This is a genomic window from Amycolatopsis sp. cg9 (genome assembly GCF_041346945.1).
Classification (GTDB): Bacteria; Actinomycetota; Actinomycetes; order Mycobacteriales; family Pseudonocardiaceae; genus Amycolatopsis.
The window spans coordinates 5,416,772-5,432,336 of the sequence record NZ_CP166850.1; the positions used below are offsets into that span (position 1 = coordinate 5,416,772).

The 15,565-nt window shown below is 72.3% G+C and carries 11 protein-coding genes; 4 read left to right on the forward strand and 7 right to left on the reverse strand.

All coding sequences use genetic code 11. From position 1 onward, the window contains the following. The first annotated feature begins 4 nt into the window (after positions 1-4). The 3 genes from AB5J73_RS25895 to AB5J73_RS25905 are packed head-to-tail and all read left to right on the forward strand — an operon-like array spanning position 5 to position 3,894. Entirely contained in the window at positions 5-2,038 is a 2,034-nt protein-coding gene (locus AB5J73_RS25895) for an APC family permease (protein ID WP_370961268.1), read from the forward strand. Then, complete coding sequence (locus tag AB5J73_RS25900; RefSeq protein WP_370961269.1) at positions 2,035-3,222, forward strand: class I SAM-dependent RNA methyltransferase; 1,188 nt, start codon at positions 2,035-2,037, stop codon at positions 3,220-3,222. The genes AB5J73_RS25895 and AB5J73_RS25900 overlap by 4 nt, the downstream gene beginning before the upstream one ends. Positions 3,223-3,255: 33 nt before the next feature. After that, on the forward strand, positions 3,256-3,894 hold the full coding sequence (locus AB5J73_RS25905; RefSeq protein WP_370961270.1) for a TIGR03086 family metal-binding protein: 639 nt from the start codon (positions 3,256-3,258) through the stop codon (positions 3,892-3,894). Between the two features lie 558 nt (positions 3,895-4,452). Here AB5J73_RS25905 and AB5J73_RS25910 read toward each other — a convergent pair. Next, positions 4,453-4,872 (reverse strand): hypothetical protein, encoded by a 420-nt coding sequence (locus tag AB5J73_RS25910; RefSeq protein ID WP_370961271.1) that lies wholly within the window; start codon positions 4,870-4,872, stop codon positions 4,453-4,455. 62 nt (positions 4,873-4,934) lie between these two features. Continuing rightward, positions 4,935-6,404 carry an aldehyde dehydrogenase family protein gene (locus AB5J73_RS25915; protein ID WP_370961272.1) on the reverse strand — a complete coding sequence of 490 codons (1,470 nt, stop codon included), beginning with the start codon at positions 6,402-6,404 and terminating at the stop codon, positions 4,935-4,937. A 187-nt stretch (positions 6,405-6,591) separates the two neighbouring features. Between AB5J73_RS25915 and dxs the strand changes: the two genes are divergently transcribed. Continuing rightward, on the forward strand, positions 6,592-8,505 hold the full coding sequence (dxs, locus tag AB5J73_RS25920; protein WP_370961273.1) for a 1-deoxy-D-xylulose-5-phosphate synthase: 1,914 nt from the start codon (positions 6,592-6,594) through the stop codon (positions 8,503-8,505). Between the two features lie 108 nt (positions 8,506-8,613). Here dxs and AB5J73_RS25925 read toward each other — a convergent pair whose 3' ends face one another. From AB5J73_RS25925 to AB5J73_RS25945, 5 genes are read right to left on the reverse strand one after another with little or no spacing between them, the layout of a single operon-like run. Next, entirely contained in the window at positions 8,614-10,062 is a 1,449-nt protein-coding gene (locus tag AB5J73_RS25925) for a cytosine permease (protein ID WP_370961274.1), read from the reverse strand. Further along, entirely contained in the window at positions 10,059-11,417 is a 1,359-nt protein-coding gene (locus tag AB5J73_RS25930) for an aminobutyraldehyde dehydrogenase (RefSeq protein WP_370961275.1), read from the reverse strand. The genes AB5J73_RS25925 and AB5J73_RS25930 overlap by 4 nt, the downstream gene beginning before the upstream one ends. Beyond that, positions 11,414-13,057 carry a thiamine pyrophosphate-binding protein gene (locus AB5J73_RS25935; RefSeq protein WP_370961276.1) on the reverse strand — a complete coding sequence of 548 codons (1,644 nt, stop codon included), beginning with the start codon at positions 13,055-13,057 and terminating at the stop codon, positions 11,414-11,416. Before AB5J73_RS25935 ends, AB5J73_RS25930 begins: the two co-directional genes overlap by 4 nt. After that, positions 13,054-13,998, reverse strand: a complete 945-nt coding sequence (speB, locus tag AB5J73_RS25940; protein WP_370961277.1) for an agmatinase — start codon at positions 13,996-13,998, stop codon at positions 13,054-13,056. Before speB ends, AB5J73_RS25935 begins: the two co-directional genes overlap by 4 nt. Continuing rightward, positions 13,991-15,436, reverse strand: a complete 1,446-nt coding sequence (locus AB5J73_RS25945) for a sodium:solute symporter (protein WP_370961278.1) — start codon at positions 15,434-15,436, stop codon at positions 13,991-13,993. The genes speB and AB5J73_RS25945 overlap by 8 nt, the downstream gene beginning before the upstream one ends. Positions 15,437-15,565 lie beyond the last annotated feature (129 nt).

Here is a 15,565-nt window from a genome sequence, read left to right on the forward strand (position 1 = left end):
CGTGGTGTCGAAGTTCCCGACCGTGCTGAAACGCCTGGTCCTCGGACGTCCGTTCCGCAGTGACAGGCTCGCTCACACGCTCCTCCCGAAGCGCATCGCGCTGCCGATCTTCGCGTCCGACGCGCTCTCGAGCGTGGCGTACGCGCCGGAAGAGATCTTCCTGACGCTGAGCGTCGCGGGCCTCTCCGCCTACGCGCTGGCGCCGTGGATCGGCATCATGGTCGCCCTGGTCATGCTGGTCGTCGTCGCGTCCTACCGGCAGAACGTGCACGCCTACCCGAGCGGCGGCGGCGACTACGAGGTCGCCAACACCAACCTCGGCGGCAAGTTCGGCCTCACCGTGGCCAGCGCGCTGCTCGTGGACTACGTGCTCACGGTCGCGGTGTCCACTTCGTCCGGTGTGGCCAACATCGGGTCCGCCGTCCCGTGGGTGGCGCAGCACAAGGTGCTGGCCTCGATCGTCATCGTCGTCGTGCTGACGTCGCTGAACCTGCGCGGCATCCGGGAGTCGGGGAAGGCTTTCGCGATCCCGACTTACGGGTTCATCCTGGGCATTCTGGTCATGGTCGCGTGGGGCCTGGTGCAGGCGGCCACCGGCACCGAGATGAAGGCCGAGAGCGCGGGCTTCACGCTGAACGCCGAAGGCACCTTCGCGGGCGTGGCGTACGCGTTCCTGGTGCTGCGGGCGTTTTCCTCCGGCGCGGCGGCGCTGACCGGGGTCGAGGCGATCAGCAACGGCGTCCCGGCGTTCCAGAAGCCCAAGTCGAAGAACGCGGCCACCACGCTGCTGATGATGGGCCTGCTCGCGGTGACCATGCTGGTCGGCATCATCACGCTGGCCTCGATCACCGACGTCAAGTTCGCCGAAGACCCGGCCGAACAGCTCGCGGGCGCGCCGGCCGGCTACGAGCAGAAGACGATCGTCGCGCAGATCGCGCACGCGGTGTTCGCCGACTTCCCGCCGGCGTTCTACTACATCTCCTTCTCCACCGGCATCATCCTGCTGCTGGCCGCGAACACCGCGTTCAACGGCTTCCCGGTGCTGGGCTCGATCCTGGCGCAGGACCGCTACCTGCCGCGGCAGCTGCACACGCGCGGCGACCGGCTGGCGTTCTCCAACGGGATCCTGTTCCTGGCGGCGTTCGCGCTGGTGCTGATCATCGCGTTCGACGCCGAGGTCACCCGGCTCATCCAGCTCTACATCGTGGGCGTGTTCGTGTCGTTCACGGTGAGCCAGGCCGGCATGATCCGGCACTGGAACCGGTTGCTGGCCAGGGAAACCGACCCGGCGGTGCGGCGGCGGATGCGGCGCTCGCAGACGGTCAACGCGGTCGGCCTGACGATGACCGGCGTCGTGCTGGTGATCGTGCTCATCACCAAGTTCCTGCTCGGCGCGTGGATCGCGATCGCGGCGATGGTGGCGATCTTCGTGCTGATGACCGCGATCCGGCGGCACTACGACCGCGTCGCCGACGAGCTGAAGGACCTCGGCGACACCCCGACGGTGCTGCCGTCGCGCAACCACGCGATCGTCCTGGTGTCCAAACTGCACCGTCCGACGCTGCGCGCGCTGGCCTACGCCAAGGCGATGCGCCCGGACGTCCTCGAAGCCGTGACGGTCAACGTGGACGACGCGGACACCCGCCGGTTGACCGCCGAATGGGACGCCCACAACTTCAAGGTGCCGCTGAAGGTCGTCGAGTCGCCCTACCGCGAGATCACGAAGCCGGTGCTCGACTACGTCAAGCGCGTGCGCGGGGACAACCCGCGCAACGTGGTGACCGTGTTCATCCCGGAGTACGTGGTCGGGCACTGGTGGGAGCAGGTGCTGCACAACCAGAGCGCGCTGCGGCTCAAGGGCCGCCTGCTGTTCCAGTCCGGCGTGATCGTGGCGAGCGTGCCGTGGCAGCTGGAGTCGTCGGCCAAGGCGGCCGCGCGGGTCCGGAACGAACGTCCCGCGGCCGGCGACGTCCGGCGCGGGTTCTCGCCCAACGGCAAGCGGGCCGCCGCGCCGAAACCGAAGGAGCCGGCCGAATGACGAGCTGGCTGGGCCGGGTCCTCGAGGTCGAGGTCGGGCCGGTCGCGCACGGCGGCCACTGCGTCGCGCGCGCCGACGGCCGGGTCGTGTTCGTCCGGCACGCGCTGCCGGGGGAGCGGGTCCGCGTCGAGGTCACCGAGGACAACGGCGGTTCGTTCTGCCGCGGCGACGCGGTCGAGGTGCTGTCGGCGTCCGGCGCGCGGGTCGAGCCGCCGTGCCCGCTCGCGGCGCCCGGCGGGTGCGGCGGGTGCGACTGGCAGCACGCGGCGCCGTCGTACCAGCGCGAGCTGAAGGCCGCCGTGGTGGCGGAGCAGCTGCGGCGGCTGGCCGGGATCGAGCGCGAGGTCGTCGTGGAGGCGCTGGAGGGCGGGTCGCTGGACTGGCGCAGCCGCGTCCGGCTGGTGGCCGGCCGGGACGGGCGCGCGGGCCTGCGCGCCCACCACAGCCACCGGGTGGTGCCGCTGGAGAAGTGCCCGATCGCGGTGCCGGGCGCGCTGGACGACGTCCTCGCGCGCCGCTGGCGCCCGGGTGCCGAGCTGGAAGTGACCAGCGACGGCGACGGCACCCGGCACGTGCGCGAGCTGTCGACGGTCCGCGGCAAGGTCCGCGCCCGCCAGCTGTCGGGCGGCGTGGCCGTCCAGCACGCGGCGGGCCGCGACTGGCGCCTCGACGCCCACGGCTTCTGGCAGGTCCACCCGGCGGCGGCGCCCACATTGGCGGCGGTCGTCGCCGAGTGGGCGGAAGCACCGGCGGGCGGGTCGGCGTGGGACCTGTACGCCGGGGTCGGGCTGTTCGCGTCGGTGCTGGCCGCGCAGGTCGGCGCTTCGGGCCGCGTGCTGGCGGTCGAGTCGGGCCGCCGCGCGGTCACCGACGGCGAGCGGAACCTGGCGGACCTCCCGCAGGTCTCGTGGCAGGCGGGGCGCGTGGAGCACGTGCTCGAGTCGGCGGCCAAGCCGGTCGACGTCGTGGTGCTGGACCCGCCCCGGAAGGGCGCGGGCAAGGCGGTCGTGGAGTCCATCGTGGCGGGCGCCCCGGACCGGATCGTGTACGTGGCCTGCGACCCGGCGGCGCTGGCCCGCGACCTGGCCACGTTCGCCTCGCACGGGTATTCGCTGACCGATCTGCGGGCGTTCGACGCGTTCCCGATGACCCACCACGTGGAGTGCGTGGCGCTGCTGTCCTGAGTTTTTGTCGGTGGTGGCGGTAACACTGCTGCCATGACCCCACTCGAGGACTTCGACCTGGCGGCTTCGGCGGTGACCGGCCTGGTGTCGGCGGTCGGCGCCTGGGACGCACCGACGGCGTGCGCGGACTGGGACGTGCGCGCGGTGGTGAACCACCTGGCGCACGGGAACGCGAAGGTGGCGTTCTGGGCGGGCGCGGGACCACCGGCGCCGGAGGGCGACTACCTGGGTGCCTCGCCGGTGGAGGCGTTCGCGGCCTCGGTCTTGCGCGCGCGGACGGTGCTGGTCTCGCCGGGGTTGCTGACGCGGACGGTGACGACTCCGCTGGGCGAGGTACCGGGGGTGTTCCTGGTGCACATGCGGGTCAACGAGTACGTGGTGCACGGCTGGGACATCGCGGACGCGACCGGCGCATCGACGGACTTGCTGCCGGACCTGGCGGTGAGTGCGCTGGAGCAGTGGCGATCCCGCTTCGGGGCGACGCCGCGGCAGCCGGGCGGCCCGTTCGGCCCGGAGGTCCCGGCCCTGGCGGAGGCGACGGCGGCGGACCGGCTGGCGGCGTTCCTGGGGAGGAGGTCGGCGCGCGGCTTGAGGGGCCTGGCCTGCTGGTGTGCGCTGCTTGCGGCGTGGACGCCGGTCCGGGCGGCCGGTTTGTGCACCTGTGCGGGGTGAGGCTGCTCGGCGGGGCTGGTGTGGTTGCTTGCGCTGCCTGCCGCATCGGCGCGGGCCAGCGCGACTGGCTGCCTCGGCATCCTGCTCGGCGCGGGTCGGCCGGCGTGCGTGCTGTGCCGGTTCGTTTGCGCGTTGGCGCGGGTCCGGTGTGGCTGGCTGCCTGGTGCAGGCTGCTCGACGCTGGTGGGCCGGCGTGCGTGCTCGGGCTAGGTCCGCTTGCCGCATCGGCGCTGACCGGCGCGGCCGGCTGGCTTGTGCACCTGTGCGAGGTGAGGCTGCTCGGCGGGGCTGGCGTGGTTGCTTGCGCTGCCTGCCGCATCGGCGCGGGCCCTTGCGGCAGGCAGCCGTGCGCCCGCGGGGAGCGAGCTGCCCGAAGCATGGGCGCGCCAACGTCTCCCGCGAGAGTCCGCGGAGCAAGGCCAGTCCACAGCGGACTACTGGGTCCGGCACGTCCGCGGCGCCGTCCGGTTCGCCGACGGCGTCACGACCCTGGCCGCCGACGGCGTCACGGCGTTCCTGGAGCTCGGCCCGGCCGGGGTGCGGGGCGCCTGGCCTGCGTCAGCCTGCCCGCCGCACCGCGAACGCCGCGGCCAGGCCCGTCGCCGTCATCGCCACTCCCGAGGCCAGCAGCACCCACGCGCCCGCCCCCGGCAGCACCCGTGCCGCCGGTTGGAAGCGGGTCACGCCGGGCAACGTCACCACCAGGTGGCGCAGGACCACGCCCGTCACCACCAGGCCCGGGAGGCACGCCATCGCCAGTGGCTCGTCCTGCCGCCGGGCGAAGGTCAGGTACGCCAGTGTCCCCGCCACCAGGACCGCCGCCGCGCAGACGAGGCGCAGGCCCACCGCCAGTTCCGGGTCCGGGGTGCCCGGGGGCAGCGCGGCCGGGAACGTCGCCGTGCGCAGGGTCAGGCCCGCGATCACCCCGAGCCCGGCCACCGCCACCAGTACGGCTCGCGGCCCTCGCCACTGCGTCACGTCAGGCAGCATAAAGCCGGAAAACCCGCGCTGGGCCGTTCGAATGATCCCGAACGGGCTACTCAGCCCGCGAACCAGTGCTGCGGGCCCGGGCGCAGGTTCTGGTAGATGTGCTTGACCTCGGTGTACTCCGCCAGCCCCGCCGGGCCCAGCTCGCGGCCGAACCCCGACTGCTTGTAGCCGCCCCACTCGGCCTGCGGCAGGTACGGGTGGAAGTCGTTGATCCACACCGTCCCGTGGCGCAGCCGCCCGGCCACTCGCTGCGCGCGCGAAGCGTCCTGGGTGAACACCGCGCCGGCCAGGCCGTAGTGCGTGTCGTTGGCGATGCGGACCGCGTCGTCCTCGTCGGTGAACGTCTCGACCGTCAGGACCGGCCCGAACGACTCCTCGACCACCGCCGACGAGCCCTGCCGCACCTCGTCCAGGATGGTCGGCAGGTAGTAGAAGCCCTCCGCCAGCGCCGGATCCTCCGGTCGGCGGCCGCCCGTGCGCAGCACCGCGCCCTCCGCCAGGGCTGCGGCCACGTACGCCTCCACCTTGGACCGGTGCGCCGCCGAGATCAGCGGGCCCGTCTCCGCGCGGTCGTCGAACGGGCCGCCCAGGCGGATCCGCTCGGCGCGGCGCACCAGCTCGTCGACGAACTCGCCGTGCCACTCCCGCTGCACGATCAGCCGCGCCCCCGCCGAGCAGACCTGGCCCGAGTGCAGGAACACCGCCGTCAGCGCGTAGTCGACCGCGGTCTCGAAGTCGGCGTCGGCGAAGACCACGTTCGGGTTCTTGCCGCCCAGCTCGAGGGCCACTTTCTTGACCGTGCCCGCGGCCGCCGCGGCGATCACCCTGCCGGTGGCCAGGCAGCCGGTGAACGACACCAGGTCGACGTCCGGGTGGGTCGCCAGCGGCGCGCCCACCTCGGCGCCGGCGCCGAGCACCAGGTTGCCCACACCGGGCGGCAGGCCCGCCTCGGTGAGCAGCTTCAGGAACAGGATCGCCGTGTGCGGTGTCAGCTCGCTGGGCTTGAGCACGAACGTGTTGCCCGCCGCGAGCGCCGGCGCGATCTTCCACACCGTCTGCAGCAGCGGGTAGTTCCACGGTGTGATCAGCCCGCAGACGCCGACCGGCTCGTGCACGATCCGGCTGATCGCGTCCGGGTTGCCGGTGTCGACGACGCGGCCGGCGTCCTGCGCCGCGAGCTTGCCGAAGTAGCGCAGGCAGGCCGCGATGTCGGCCATGTCGTAGCGGCTCTCGACCAGGCGCTTGCCGGTGTCGAGCGACTCGGCGCGCGCGAACGCCTCCGCGTCGCGGTCGAGCAGGTCCGCGGTGCGCAGCAGCAGGTCACCGCGCAGGTGCGCGGGCGTGCCGGGCCACGGGCCGGCGTCGAACGCCCGGCGCGCCGCCGCGATGGCCGCCCCGGTGTCCTCGGCGGTGCCCTCGGCGACCGCCGCGACCAGGGAACCGTCGGCCGGGCAGCGGATCTCCCGGCGCCCGCCGTCCCGTGCGTCCACCCAGTCGCCGCCGATGAAGAAGTCCGCCATGGCCGCCATTCTCGTGGCCACGCCGCGTGACCGCCACAGCACGGCGGGGAGACGAGGTTCACCCCGGGTGCTGACGGGTGATCGCTCTCCGCCTGTGATGCCGGACGCGGCGGGCGGAACCACCCTGGCGGGTCTCCGTAGACTGGCCGGAAGGTGGGGTGTCCGAAGACGAGCGAGGTGGAGACGAGTGACGATGCTGGAGTCCCTCAGCGGGCCGGCGGACCTGAAGCGCATGAGTGTCGAGGACCTCGGCGAACTGGCTGCCGAGATCCGGGACTTCCTCGTCGACAAGGTCCGCCGCGCGGGCGGGCACCTGGGGCCGAACCTCGGCGTCGTCGAGCTCACCCTGGCGCTGCACCGCGTGTTCGACTCGCCGCGCGACGCGATCGTGTGGGACGTCGGCCACCAGGCGTACGTGCACAAGATCGTCACCGGCCGGGCGGCCGGGTTCGACCTGCTGCGCCAGACCGGCGGCGTCACCGGTTACCCGTCGCGCGCGGAGAGTGACCACGACTGGGTGGAGAGCAGCCACGCGTCGTCCGGCCTGTCCTATGTGGACGGCCTGGCGAAGGCGTTCGCGCTGGACGGCGGCGGGCGGCACGCGATCGCCGTCGTCGGCGACGGCGCGCTCACCGGCGGGATGTGCTGGGAGGCGCTCAACAACATCGCCGCCCACCGGGACCGCCCGGTCGTCATCGTGATCAACGACAACGGCCGGTCGTACTCGCCGACCATCGGCGGGCTGGCCGACCACCTCGCCGCGCTGCGCCTGCAGCCCGGCTACGAGCGGCTCCTCGACGGCGGCCGCGAGCTCCTCAAGCACACCCCGGTCGTCGGCAAGCCGATCTACGCCGCGCTGCACGCCGCGAAGGCCGGGCTGAAGGACGCGCTGAGCCCGCAGGCGATGTTCTCCGACCTCGGCCTGAAGTACCTCGGCCCGGTCGACGGCCACGACCAGGTGGCGCTGGAGAAGGCGTTCCACAGCGCGAAGGCGTTCGGCGGCGCCGTGATCGTGCACGTGGTGACCGAGAAGGGCCACGGCTACGCGCCCGCGGTGAACAACGAGCACGACCAGATGCACCAGACCGACCCGATCGACCCGGAGACCGGCCTGCCGCCGGTGAAGGGCCCGAGCTGGACCGGGGTGTTCGGCGAAGAGCTGGCGAAGATCGGCGCCGAGCGCGAGGACGTCGTCGCGATCACCGCGGCGATGCTGCGCTCGACCGGGCTGGACAAGTTCGCCGAGTCCTTCCCGGACCGCTGGTACGACGTCGGCATCGCCGAGCAGCACGCGGTCACCTCGGCCGCCGGGCTCGCGATGGGCGGGCTGCACCCGGTGGTCGCGATCTACTCGACGTTCCTCAACCGCGCGTTCGACCAGGTGCTGATGGACGTCGCGCTGCACCGCCTGCCGGTGACGCTGGTGCTCGACCGGGCCGGCATCACCGGGCCGGACGGGCCGAGCCACCACGGCATGTGGGACCTCTCGCTGCTCGGCATGGTCCCGGGCATGCGCGTCGCGGCGCCGCGCGACCCGGCGACGCTGCGCGAAGAGCTGAACGAAGCCGTCGACGTGGCCGACGGCCCGACGGCGCTGCGCTTCTCGAAGGGCAAGGTCGGCACCGACGTCACCGCCGTCGAGCGGATCGGCACGGTCGACGTGCTGCGCCGCCCCACGGAGGGCGCGGACGTCCTGCTGGTGACGGTCGGCGCGTTCGCGACCCTCGGCCTGGCGGCCGCGGACCGGCTGGCCGACCAGGGCATCGGCGTGACGGTGGTGGACCCGCGCTGGGTCCTGCCGGTCCCGGCCGAGCTGGTCGCGCTGGCGTCACAGCACAAACTGGTGGTGACGGTCGAGGACAGCGGCCGCCACGGCGGCTTCGGCTCGGCCCTGGCGGCGATGTTCCGCGACGCCGAGTGCGATGTGCCGCTGCGCGACCTGGCGGTGCCGCAGTCGTTCCACGACCTGGGGAGCCGCGACGAGGTCTTGGCGCGCATCGGCTTGACGGCGCAGGACGTGGCCCGCCGGGTGACGGAGTGGGCTTCGGGCCGCCTGGGCACGGCTTCCGAGCAGACCGAGAAGAGCGCCGACCGCAGCTGAGCGCCCCGGCTGGGGCCGGGGTGTCGCCAGGCGTGCTTTCGCGCTCCGGAACTGTCGGTGCCCGCCGGTAGAGTGGAAAACGGGGGGCGCCCCACGGGCGGGGGCGGGTCAGGCTTCGGCCGGCAGCGCGGTGGTGACCGGGATCGGAGCCGAGCCGAACACTTCCGGCGGCTCCGGGAACAGCTTCACCAGCACCGGGTACGCCACCGCCGCCGTCACCAGCGTCACCAGCAGGCTGATGTCCACCCCGCCCGCCACATCCCGCAGGGGGCCCGCGATCATCGGCGTGTTCGCGCACAGCAGGCCCAGCGTCGTCGCGGGGATCCAGGCCGCCATCGCGCGCCAGTTCACCCCTCGGGCGAACCAATACCGGCCACCGCGACGCCCTTCGTTGAACACCTGCAGGTCGTCGACGTCGTAGAAGCCGCGGCGCTGGACGAAGCCGATCATCATGATCACCATCCACGGCGAGGTGCACAGCACGATCAGCGTTGCGAACGCGTTGATGCTCGACACCATGTCCAGCACGAAGTTGCCGACGAAGATGAACGCCACGCTCAGCGTGCCGATCAGGAGCGTCGCCTGGACCCGGGACAGCCGCGGGAAGATCGAGCTGAAGTCCAGGCCCGTGCCGTACAGCGATGTCGTGCCCGTCGAGAGGCCGCCGATCAGCGCGACCACGATCAGCGGGATCGCGTACCAGAGCGGGGAAATCGCCGTCAGGCCGGTGATGTAGTCGGCCGGGTCCGCGACCAGGGTCGCCGTCGCGATGCCGAAGCCGAACGGGAGCAGCGTTGCCACCTGGGCCAGGAACGGCGCCGTCAGCAGGGAGCGCTTGCTGAAGGAAGACGGGATGTAGCGGGCCCAGTCGCCGAGGAACGCGCCGAACGAGATCGGGTTGGCCAGTGCGGTCAGGGCCGCCAGGGTGAACGTCGGCCAGAACGTGCCCAGCGCGTACGTTCCGGTGCCCGCGTAGCCGGGGTCGAACGTGCCGCCGTACGCCAGGATCCCCAGCAGCATGATCAGCGTGCCGAGGACGACCGCGATCCGGTTGACCAGCAGCATGAACCGGTAGCCGTAGATGCACACCACCAGCGTCGCGATCGCGATCACGCCGTACGCGATCCCGCGCAGCACCGCGCCACCGTCGAAGCCGAAGAGTCGTTGTGCCGCGCCGGCCACGGCGTCGCCGCTGACCCAGACCGAGATCGCGAAGAACGTGATCGCCGTCAGCAGCGACAGGAACGACCCGACGCACCGGCCGACCACGCCGAAGTGCGCGCCGGACGAGACCGCGTTGTTGGTGCGCGTGCGCGGCCCGAACAACGCCATCGGCGCGAGCACCAGCCCGCCCACGGCGACGCCGAGCGCGGTCGCCAGCGCCGCGTCGCGGAAGCTCAGCCCGTAGGCGATCGGCAGCGTGCCCAGGATGATCGTGGCGAACGTGTTCGCGCCGCCGAACGCCATCCGGAACAGGTCGCGCGGGCGCGACGTCTGCTCCTCCGGCGGGATCGGCGCGATGCCGTGCTGCTCGACCTCGGTGATCTTGTCGCTCATGCGAACCTCGTCATCACGTGCTTGACGCGGGTGTACTCGGCGAAGGCGTACGCCGAGAGGTCCTTGCCGTGGCCGGAGTGGCCGAACCCGCCGTGCGGCATCTCGGCGACCAGCGGGCCGTGCGTGTTGACCCAGACGCAGCCGAAGTCCAGCTCGGCCGACACCCGCGCGGCGACACCGAGGTCGTTCGTCCACACCGAGGACGCCAGTCCGTAGGGGACGCCGTTGGCCAGCGCCACGCCCGCAGCTTCGTCCGAAAAGGACTGCACGGTGATGACCGGGCCGAAGATCTCCTCCTGGACGATCTCGTCGTCCTGGCGCAGGCCGGAAACCACCGTGGGGGCGAAGGAGAAGCCCCGCGCGCCGAACCGCGTGCCGCCGGTCTCGATCCGCGCGTGCGACGGCAGCCGCGAGATCAGGCCCTCGACGCGCGAGAACTGCGCCGCGCTGTTCAGCGGCCCGTAGTCGACGCCCGGAGTCCGCGAAGCGGCGACCTTCGCCAGCGCGGCGACGAAGTCGTCGTGGATCGACTCCTGGACCAGCACCCGGCTGCCCGCGGTGCAGTCCTGCCCCGCGTTGTAGAACGCCGCGCCGGCGATGCCCTCGGCCGTAGCGGCGAGGTCGACGTCCGGGAAGACCAGCAGCGGCGCGTTGCCGCCCAGCTCCAGGTGGGTGCGCTTGAGGTCCGCGGCCGCGACGGTGGCGACGTCGATGCCCGCCCGCGTCGACCCGGTGATCGAGACGAGCGCGGTGATCGGGTGCTCGACCAGGGCGCGGCCGGTGTCGCGGTCGCCGGTCAGCACGGTGAACGCGCCCGCCGGCAGGAACTCGGCGGCGACCTCGGCCAGCAGTACGGCGGTCGACGGCGTCGTCTCGGCCGGCTTGAGCACCACGGTGTTGCCCGCGGCCAGCGCCGGCGCGATCTTCCAGACCGCCATCATCAGCGGGTAGTTCCACGGCGCGATCTGCGCGCAGACGCCGACCGGCTCGCGGCGGATCACCGACGTGTGGCCCGGCGCGTACTCGCCGGCCGCGGTGCCCTCCAGGTGCCGGGCCGCCCCGGCGAAGAACCGCAGCGCGCTCACGCACTCCGGGATCTCTTCTTCGAGGACGACCGACCGGATCTTGCCGGTCTCGCGCACCTCGAGGTCGGCGAACTCCCCGGCGCGGGCTTCGAGGGCGTCGGCGATCTTCAGCAGCGCCAGCTGCCGCTGGGCCGGGGTGCTGCGACGCCAGATCGCAAACGCTTGCGCCGCCGCTACGAGCGCGTTGTCCACATCGGACTGCGAGGCCACGGTGCTGGTGCCGAACACTTCGCCGGTCGCCGGGTCGGTCAGGTCGAGCGTGCGGGTCATGCCTGCTCCAGGTGGGTCGGCGCGAACATCTTCAGCAACGCGGGGAGGACGACGACGGACGGCCCCGGTGTCCGCAAGGCCGCCGCGAGGTCGGCGCCCACCGTGTCCAAAGAGGACAAGGTCGCCGGGACGCCGAACGACGAAGCCAGCCCCACGAAGTCGGGGCGGGCCAGCTCGGTCGCCGTCGTGCGGCCGAAGGTGTCCGTGAGGTATTCGCGGAGGATGCCGTAGCCGCCGTCGTCGATCACCAGCCACGTGACGTCGAGGCCGTGCTGGACCGCGGTGGCCAGCTCGGCGAGGCCGTACATCGCGCCGCCGTCGCCGGATACCGCGAGCGTGGGGCTCCCGGCCGCCGCGCCGCCGAGCGCGCCCGGCAGGCCGTAGCCCAGGCCGCCCGCACCCTGCGCGGTGTGGATCGGCGCGCCCTCGGGGTTCCACGCCGACCAGGCCCAGTACGCGGCGATCGTCATGTCCCAGAACGTCTGGGTGCCCTCGGGGACCGCCGCGCGGATGTCGTCGATCAGCTTGCGTTCGACGGCCAGGTCCTGGCCGGCCAGCCGTGACTCGACGCGCGAGAGCAAACCCGAAACCGCAGCCTCGGCCCGGCCGTCGGACGCCCGCATCGGCACCCACTCCAGGAGCGCCTGCACCGTCAGTCGTACGTCGGCGTGGATGCCCAGGGCGGGGTAGTTGGACTCCAGCTTGCCGAGATCGGCCTCGACCTGGATCACCCGGCCGCGCGGGGCGAACTCGCGGTAGTTGCTGGACAGCTCGCCCAGCCCGGAGCCGAGCACCAGCAGCACGTCCGCGGCGGCGAGGAACTCCGTGGTGTGCCAGTCCTCCAGCCAGGACCGCCCGGACAGCTCGTGGTCCCAGCCGAAGACGCCCTTGCCGCCGAACGTCGAGATCACCGGTGCGCGCAACGCTTCGGCGAGCGCCGTCAGCTCGGCGTGCGCGCCGGACCGCAGGGCGCCGCCGCCCGCCAGGATCACCGGGTTCGAAGCTGCCGCCAGCAGCTCGGCCGCGGCCGTGACCAGCTCCGGCAGGGGAGCCAGGGGAGGGGGAGTGGCCGGCACCGACGTGATCGGCGGGAGCCCGGCGGGGCCGAGCAGCACGTCCTGGGGGATCTCGACCCACACCGGGCCGTAGGGCGCGGTCGAGGCCGACGTCCAGGCTTCGCGCAGGGCCGACGGGATCTGGCTCGCGCGGCGCACGACGTGCACCGACTTCACGACGCCGGCGAAGCTCGCCTGCTGGTCGGGCAGCTCGTGCAGGTAGCCGTGCCGCCCGCCGCCGAGCCCGGCGACCGGGACCTGGCTGGAGATCCCGAGCACCGGCACCGAAGCCGCGCGGGACTCCTGCAGGGAGGCCAGCGTCAGCAGCGCGCCCGGGCCGGTCGAGACGATCAGGGGCGTGACCGGTACCGGGCCGTCGGGGGTGGCGGCCAGCCGCGCGCGGGCGTGGCCGTCGGCGGCGAAGGCGAGGTTGTTCTCGACCCGCCCGCTGATCACGCGCAGGTCGTCGGCGCGCCGCAGCGCCTCGAACAGGCCCAGCGCGTGCTGGCCGGGCAGGCCGAACACCGTGTCGGCGCCCAGCGCCCGCAGCGTTTCGACGACGACGTCACCGCCGATGCGCGTCATTCGCCCTTCCCGAGGGTCAGCAGGCTCACCAGGTCGTAGGCGACGTGCGAGGCCGCGATGGCGGTGATCTCGGCGTGGTCGTAGGCCGGGGCCAGCTCGACGACGTCCGCGCCGACCAGGTTGAGGTCGCGCAGCCCGCGCAGGATCTCCAGGAGCTCGCGGCTGGTCAGCCCGCCCGCCTCGGGCGTGCCGGTGCCGGGCGCGTGGGCCGGGTCGAGCACGTCGATGTCGACCGAGATGTACAGCGGCCGGTCGCCGATGCGCTGCCGCAGCGCGTCGACGGTCTCGGCGACGCCGCGGCGCATGACGTCGCCGGAGGTGACGATGCCGAAGCCGAGGCGGCGGTCCTCTTCCAGGTCGCGCTTGCCGTACAGCGGCCCGCGCGTGCCGACGTGCGACAGCGCGCTCGTGTCGAGGATGCCTTCCTCGGACGCCCGCCGGAACGGGGTGCCGTGGGTGTACGGCTCGCCGAAGTAGGTGTCCCAGGTGTCCAGGTGCGCGTCGAAGTGCAGCAGCGCGACCGGCCCGTGCTTCTTCGCCGCCGCCCGCAGCAGCGGCAGGGCGATGGTGTGGTCGCCGCCGACGGTGACCAGCCGCGTCCCGTCCGCCTGCAGCGCTTCGGCTTCCTGCTGCAGCGTCTCGATCGCTTCGCCGATGTTGAACGGGTTGACCGCGATGTCGCCCGCGTCCACGACCTGCTTCTCGGCGAACGGCGAGACGTCCAGCTCCGGGTGGTACGGCCGCAGCAGCCGGCTCGCCTCGCGGACGGCCGCCGGGCCGAACCGCGCGCCCGGCCGGTAGGACACGCCGGAGTCGAAGGGCACCCCGACGACGGCGACGTCGGCGCGGTCGACCTGGTCGATGCGCGGCAGCCGCGCGAAGGTCGCGAAGCCGGCGAACCGGGGGACGCGCGACGAGTCGAGGGGTCCGATGTTAGGCACTGCTGGGCTCCTGTTCCCGGGTCGGGTTGTGCGTGTCTTCGCCGTTGAGGCGGCGGGTCCAGACGGAGAGGATCGAGTCGGCGGTGCGGGGCGTGGCGAAGCTGACGGCCAGGTACACCACCAGGCTCGCGCCGAGGCCCCAGTAGATCGGGGTGTTGGCGTCGACGCCGTCGATGATCATGAACGCGACCACCGACACCGTGCCCGCGACCATCGACGCGTACGCGCCCTGGCGGGTGCCGCGCTTCCAGAACAGCGCGCCGACGATCGCCACCAGCAGGCCGCCGACCAGGATGTCGTAGGCGATGGTGAGGGCGTTGACGACGTCGTCGACGACCATCGCGATGCCGATCGCGATCAGCCCGAGCACCAGCGTCGCGAGCCGGTTCCGGCTGACCTCGCCGCCCTTCTTCAGGCCGATCTTGGTGAGCAGGTCCGACGTCGTGGTGGTGGCGCACGCGATCAGCGCGCCGCTCGCCGTCGACATCATCGCCGACAGCGCGGCGGCCAGCACCAGGCCGCGGACCCCGGTCGGGAGCAGGCGCTCGACGATCGTCGCGAAGGCGTCCTGCGCGCTGGCGAGGTCCGGGTACAGCGTGTGCGCCGCGGTGCCGATCAGGGCCCCGGCCAGGCCGTAGACCAGGCAGTAGACGCCGGAGGTGATGCCGCCGGACGTCGCGATCCCCGGCGTGCGGGCGGTGAACACGCGCTGCCAGATGTCCTGGCCGATGAGCAGGCCGAAGGTGTAGATGACGAAGTAGGTGATGATCGTGTCGGTGCCGATCGAGGTGAAGCTGAAGAAGTTCGCGTCGAGCTTTTCGCTCATGCCGGAGAACCCGCCGGCGGAGCTGATCGCGACCGGCAGCAGGATCGCCAGGATGCCGATGGTCTTGATGACGAACTGGGCGATGTCGGTGAGCGTGATCGACCACATGCCGCCGAGCACCGAGTAGAGGACGACGATCGAGCCGCCGACGGCGATGCCCGCCCAGTTCGGCAGGTCGAACAGGACCTTGAAGATGGTCGCGAAGGCCAGCGTCGAGGTCACCGTGAGCATCAGCGTGTAGCCCCACATGACGACGCCGGACACCGCGCTGGTGCGGCCGCCGTAGCGCAGGTCGAGCATCTCGCCGACGGTGTAGACCTTGAGCTTCACCAGCCGGCGCGCGAACAGCGTGTGCAGCACGAGGATGCCGACGCCGATGCTGACGACCAGCCACATGCCGGAGATGCCGTAGGTGTAGCCGAGCTTCACGCCGCCGACGGTGGACGCGCCGCCGAGCACGACGGCCGACATCGTGCCGGAGTACATGAACCAGCCCAGCCGCCGTCCGGCGACGAGGTAGTCGGACTTCGTCTTCGCGAGCTTCAGGCCGTACCAGCCGACCCCGATCATGCCCGCGATGTACAGCGCGATCACCGCGTAGTCGCCGGTCACGGTGGTCTCCTTACCTTCGTGGCGGTGGTGTTCGGGTCACCGTAGGTTCGCCCGCCACCCTTCCGGCATGGGATGATTCATCTCCATGTCGACCTCGGCGGGGATGAAATGACCTCGATCACGGATGCG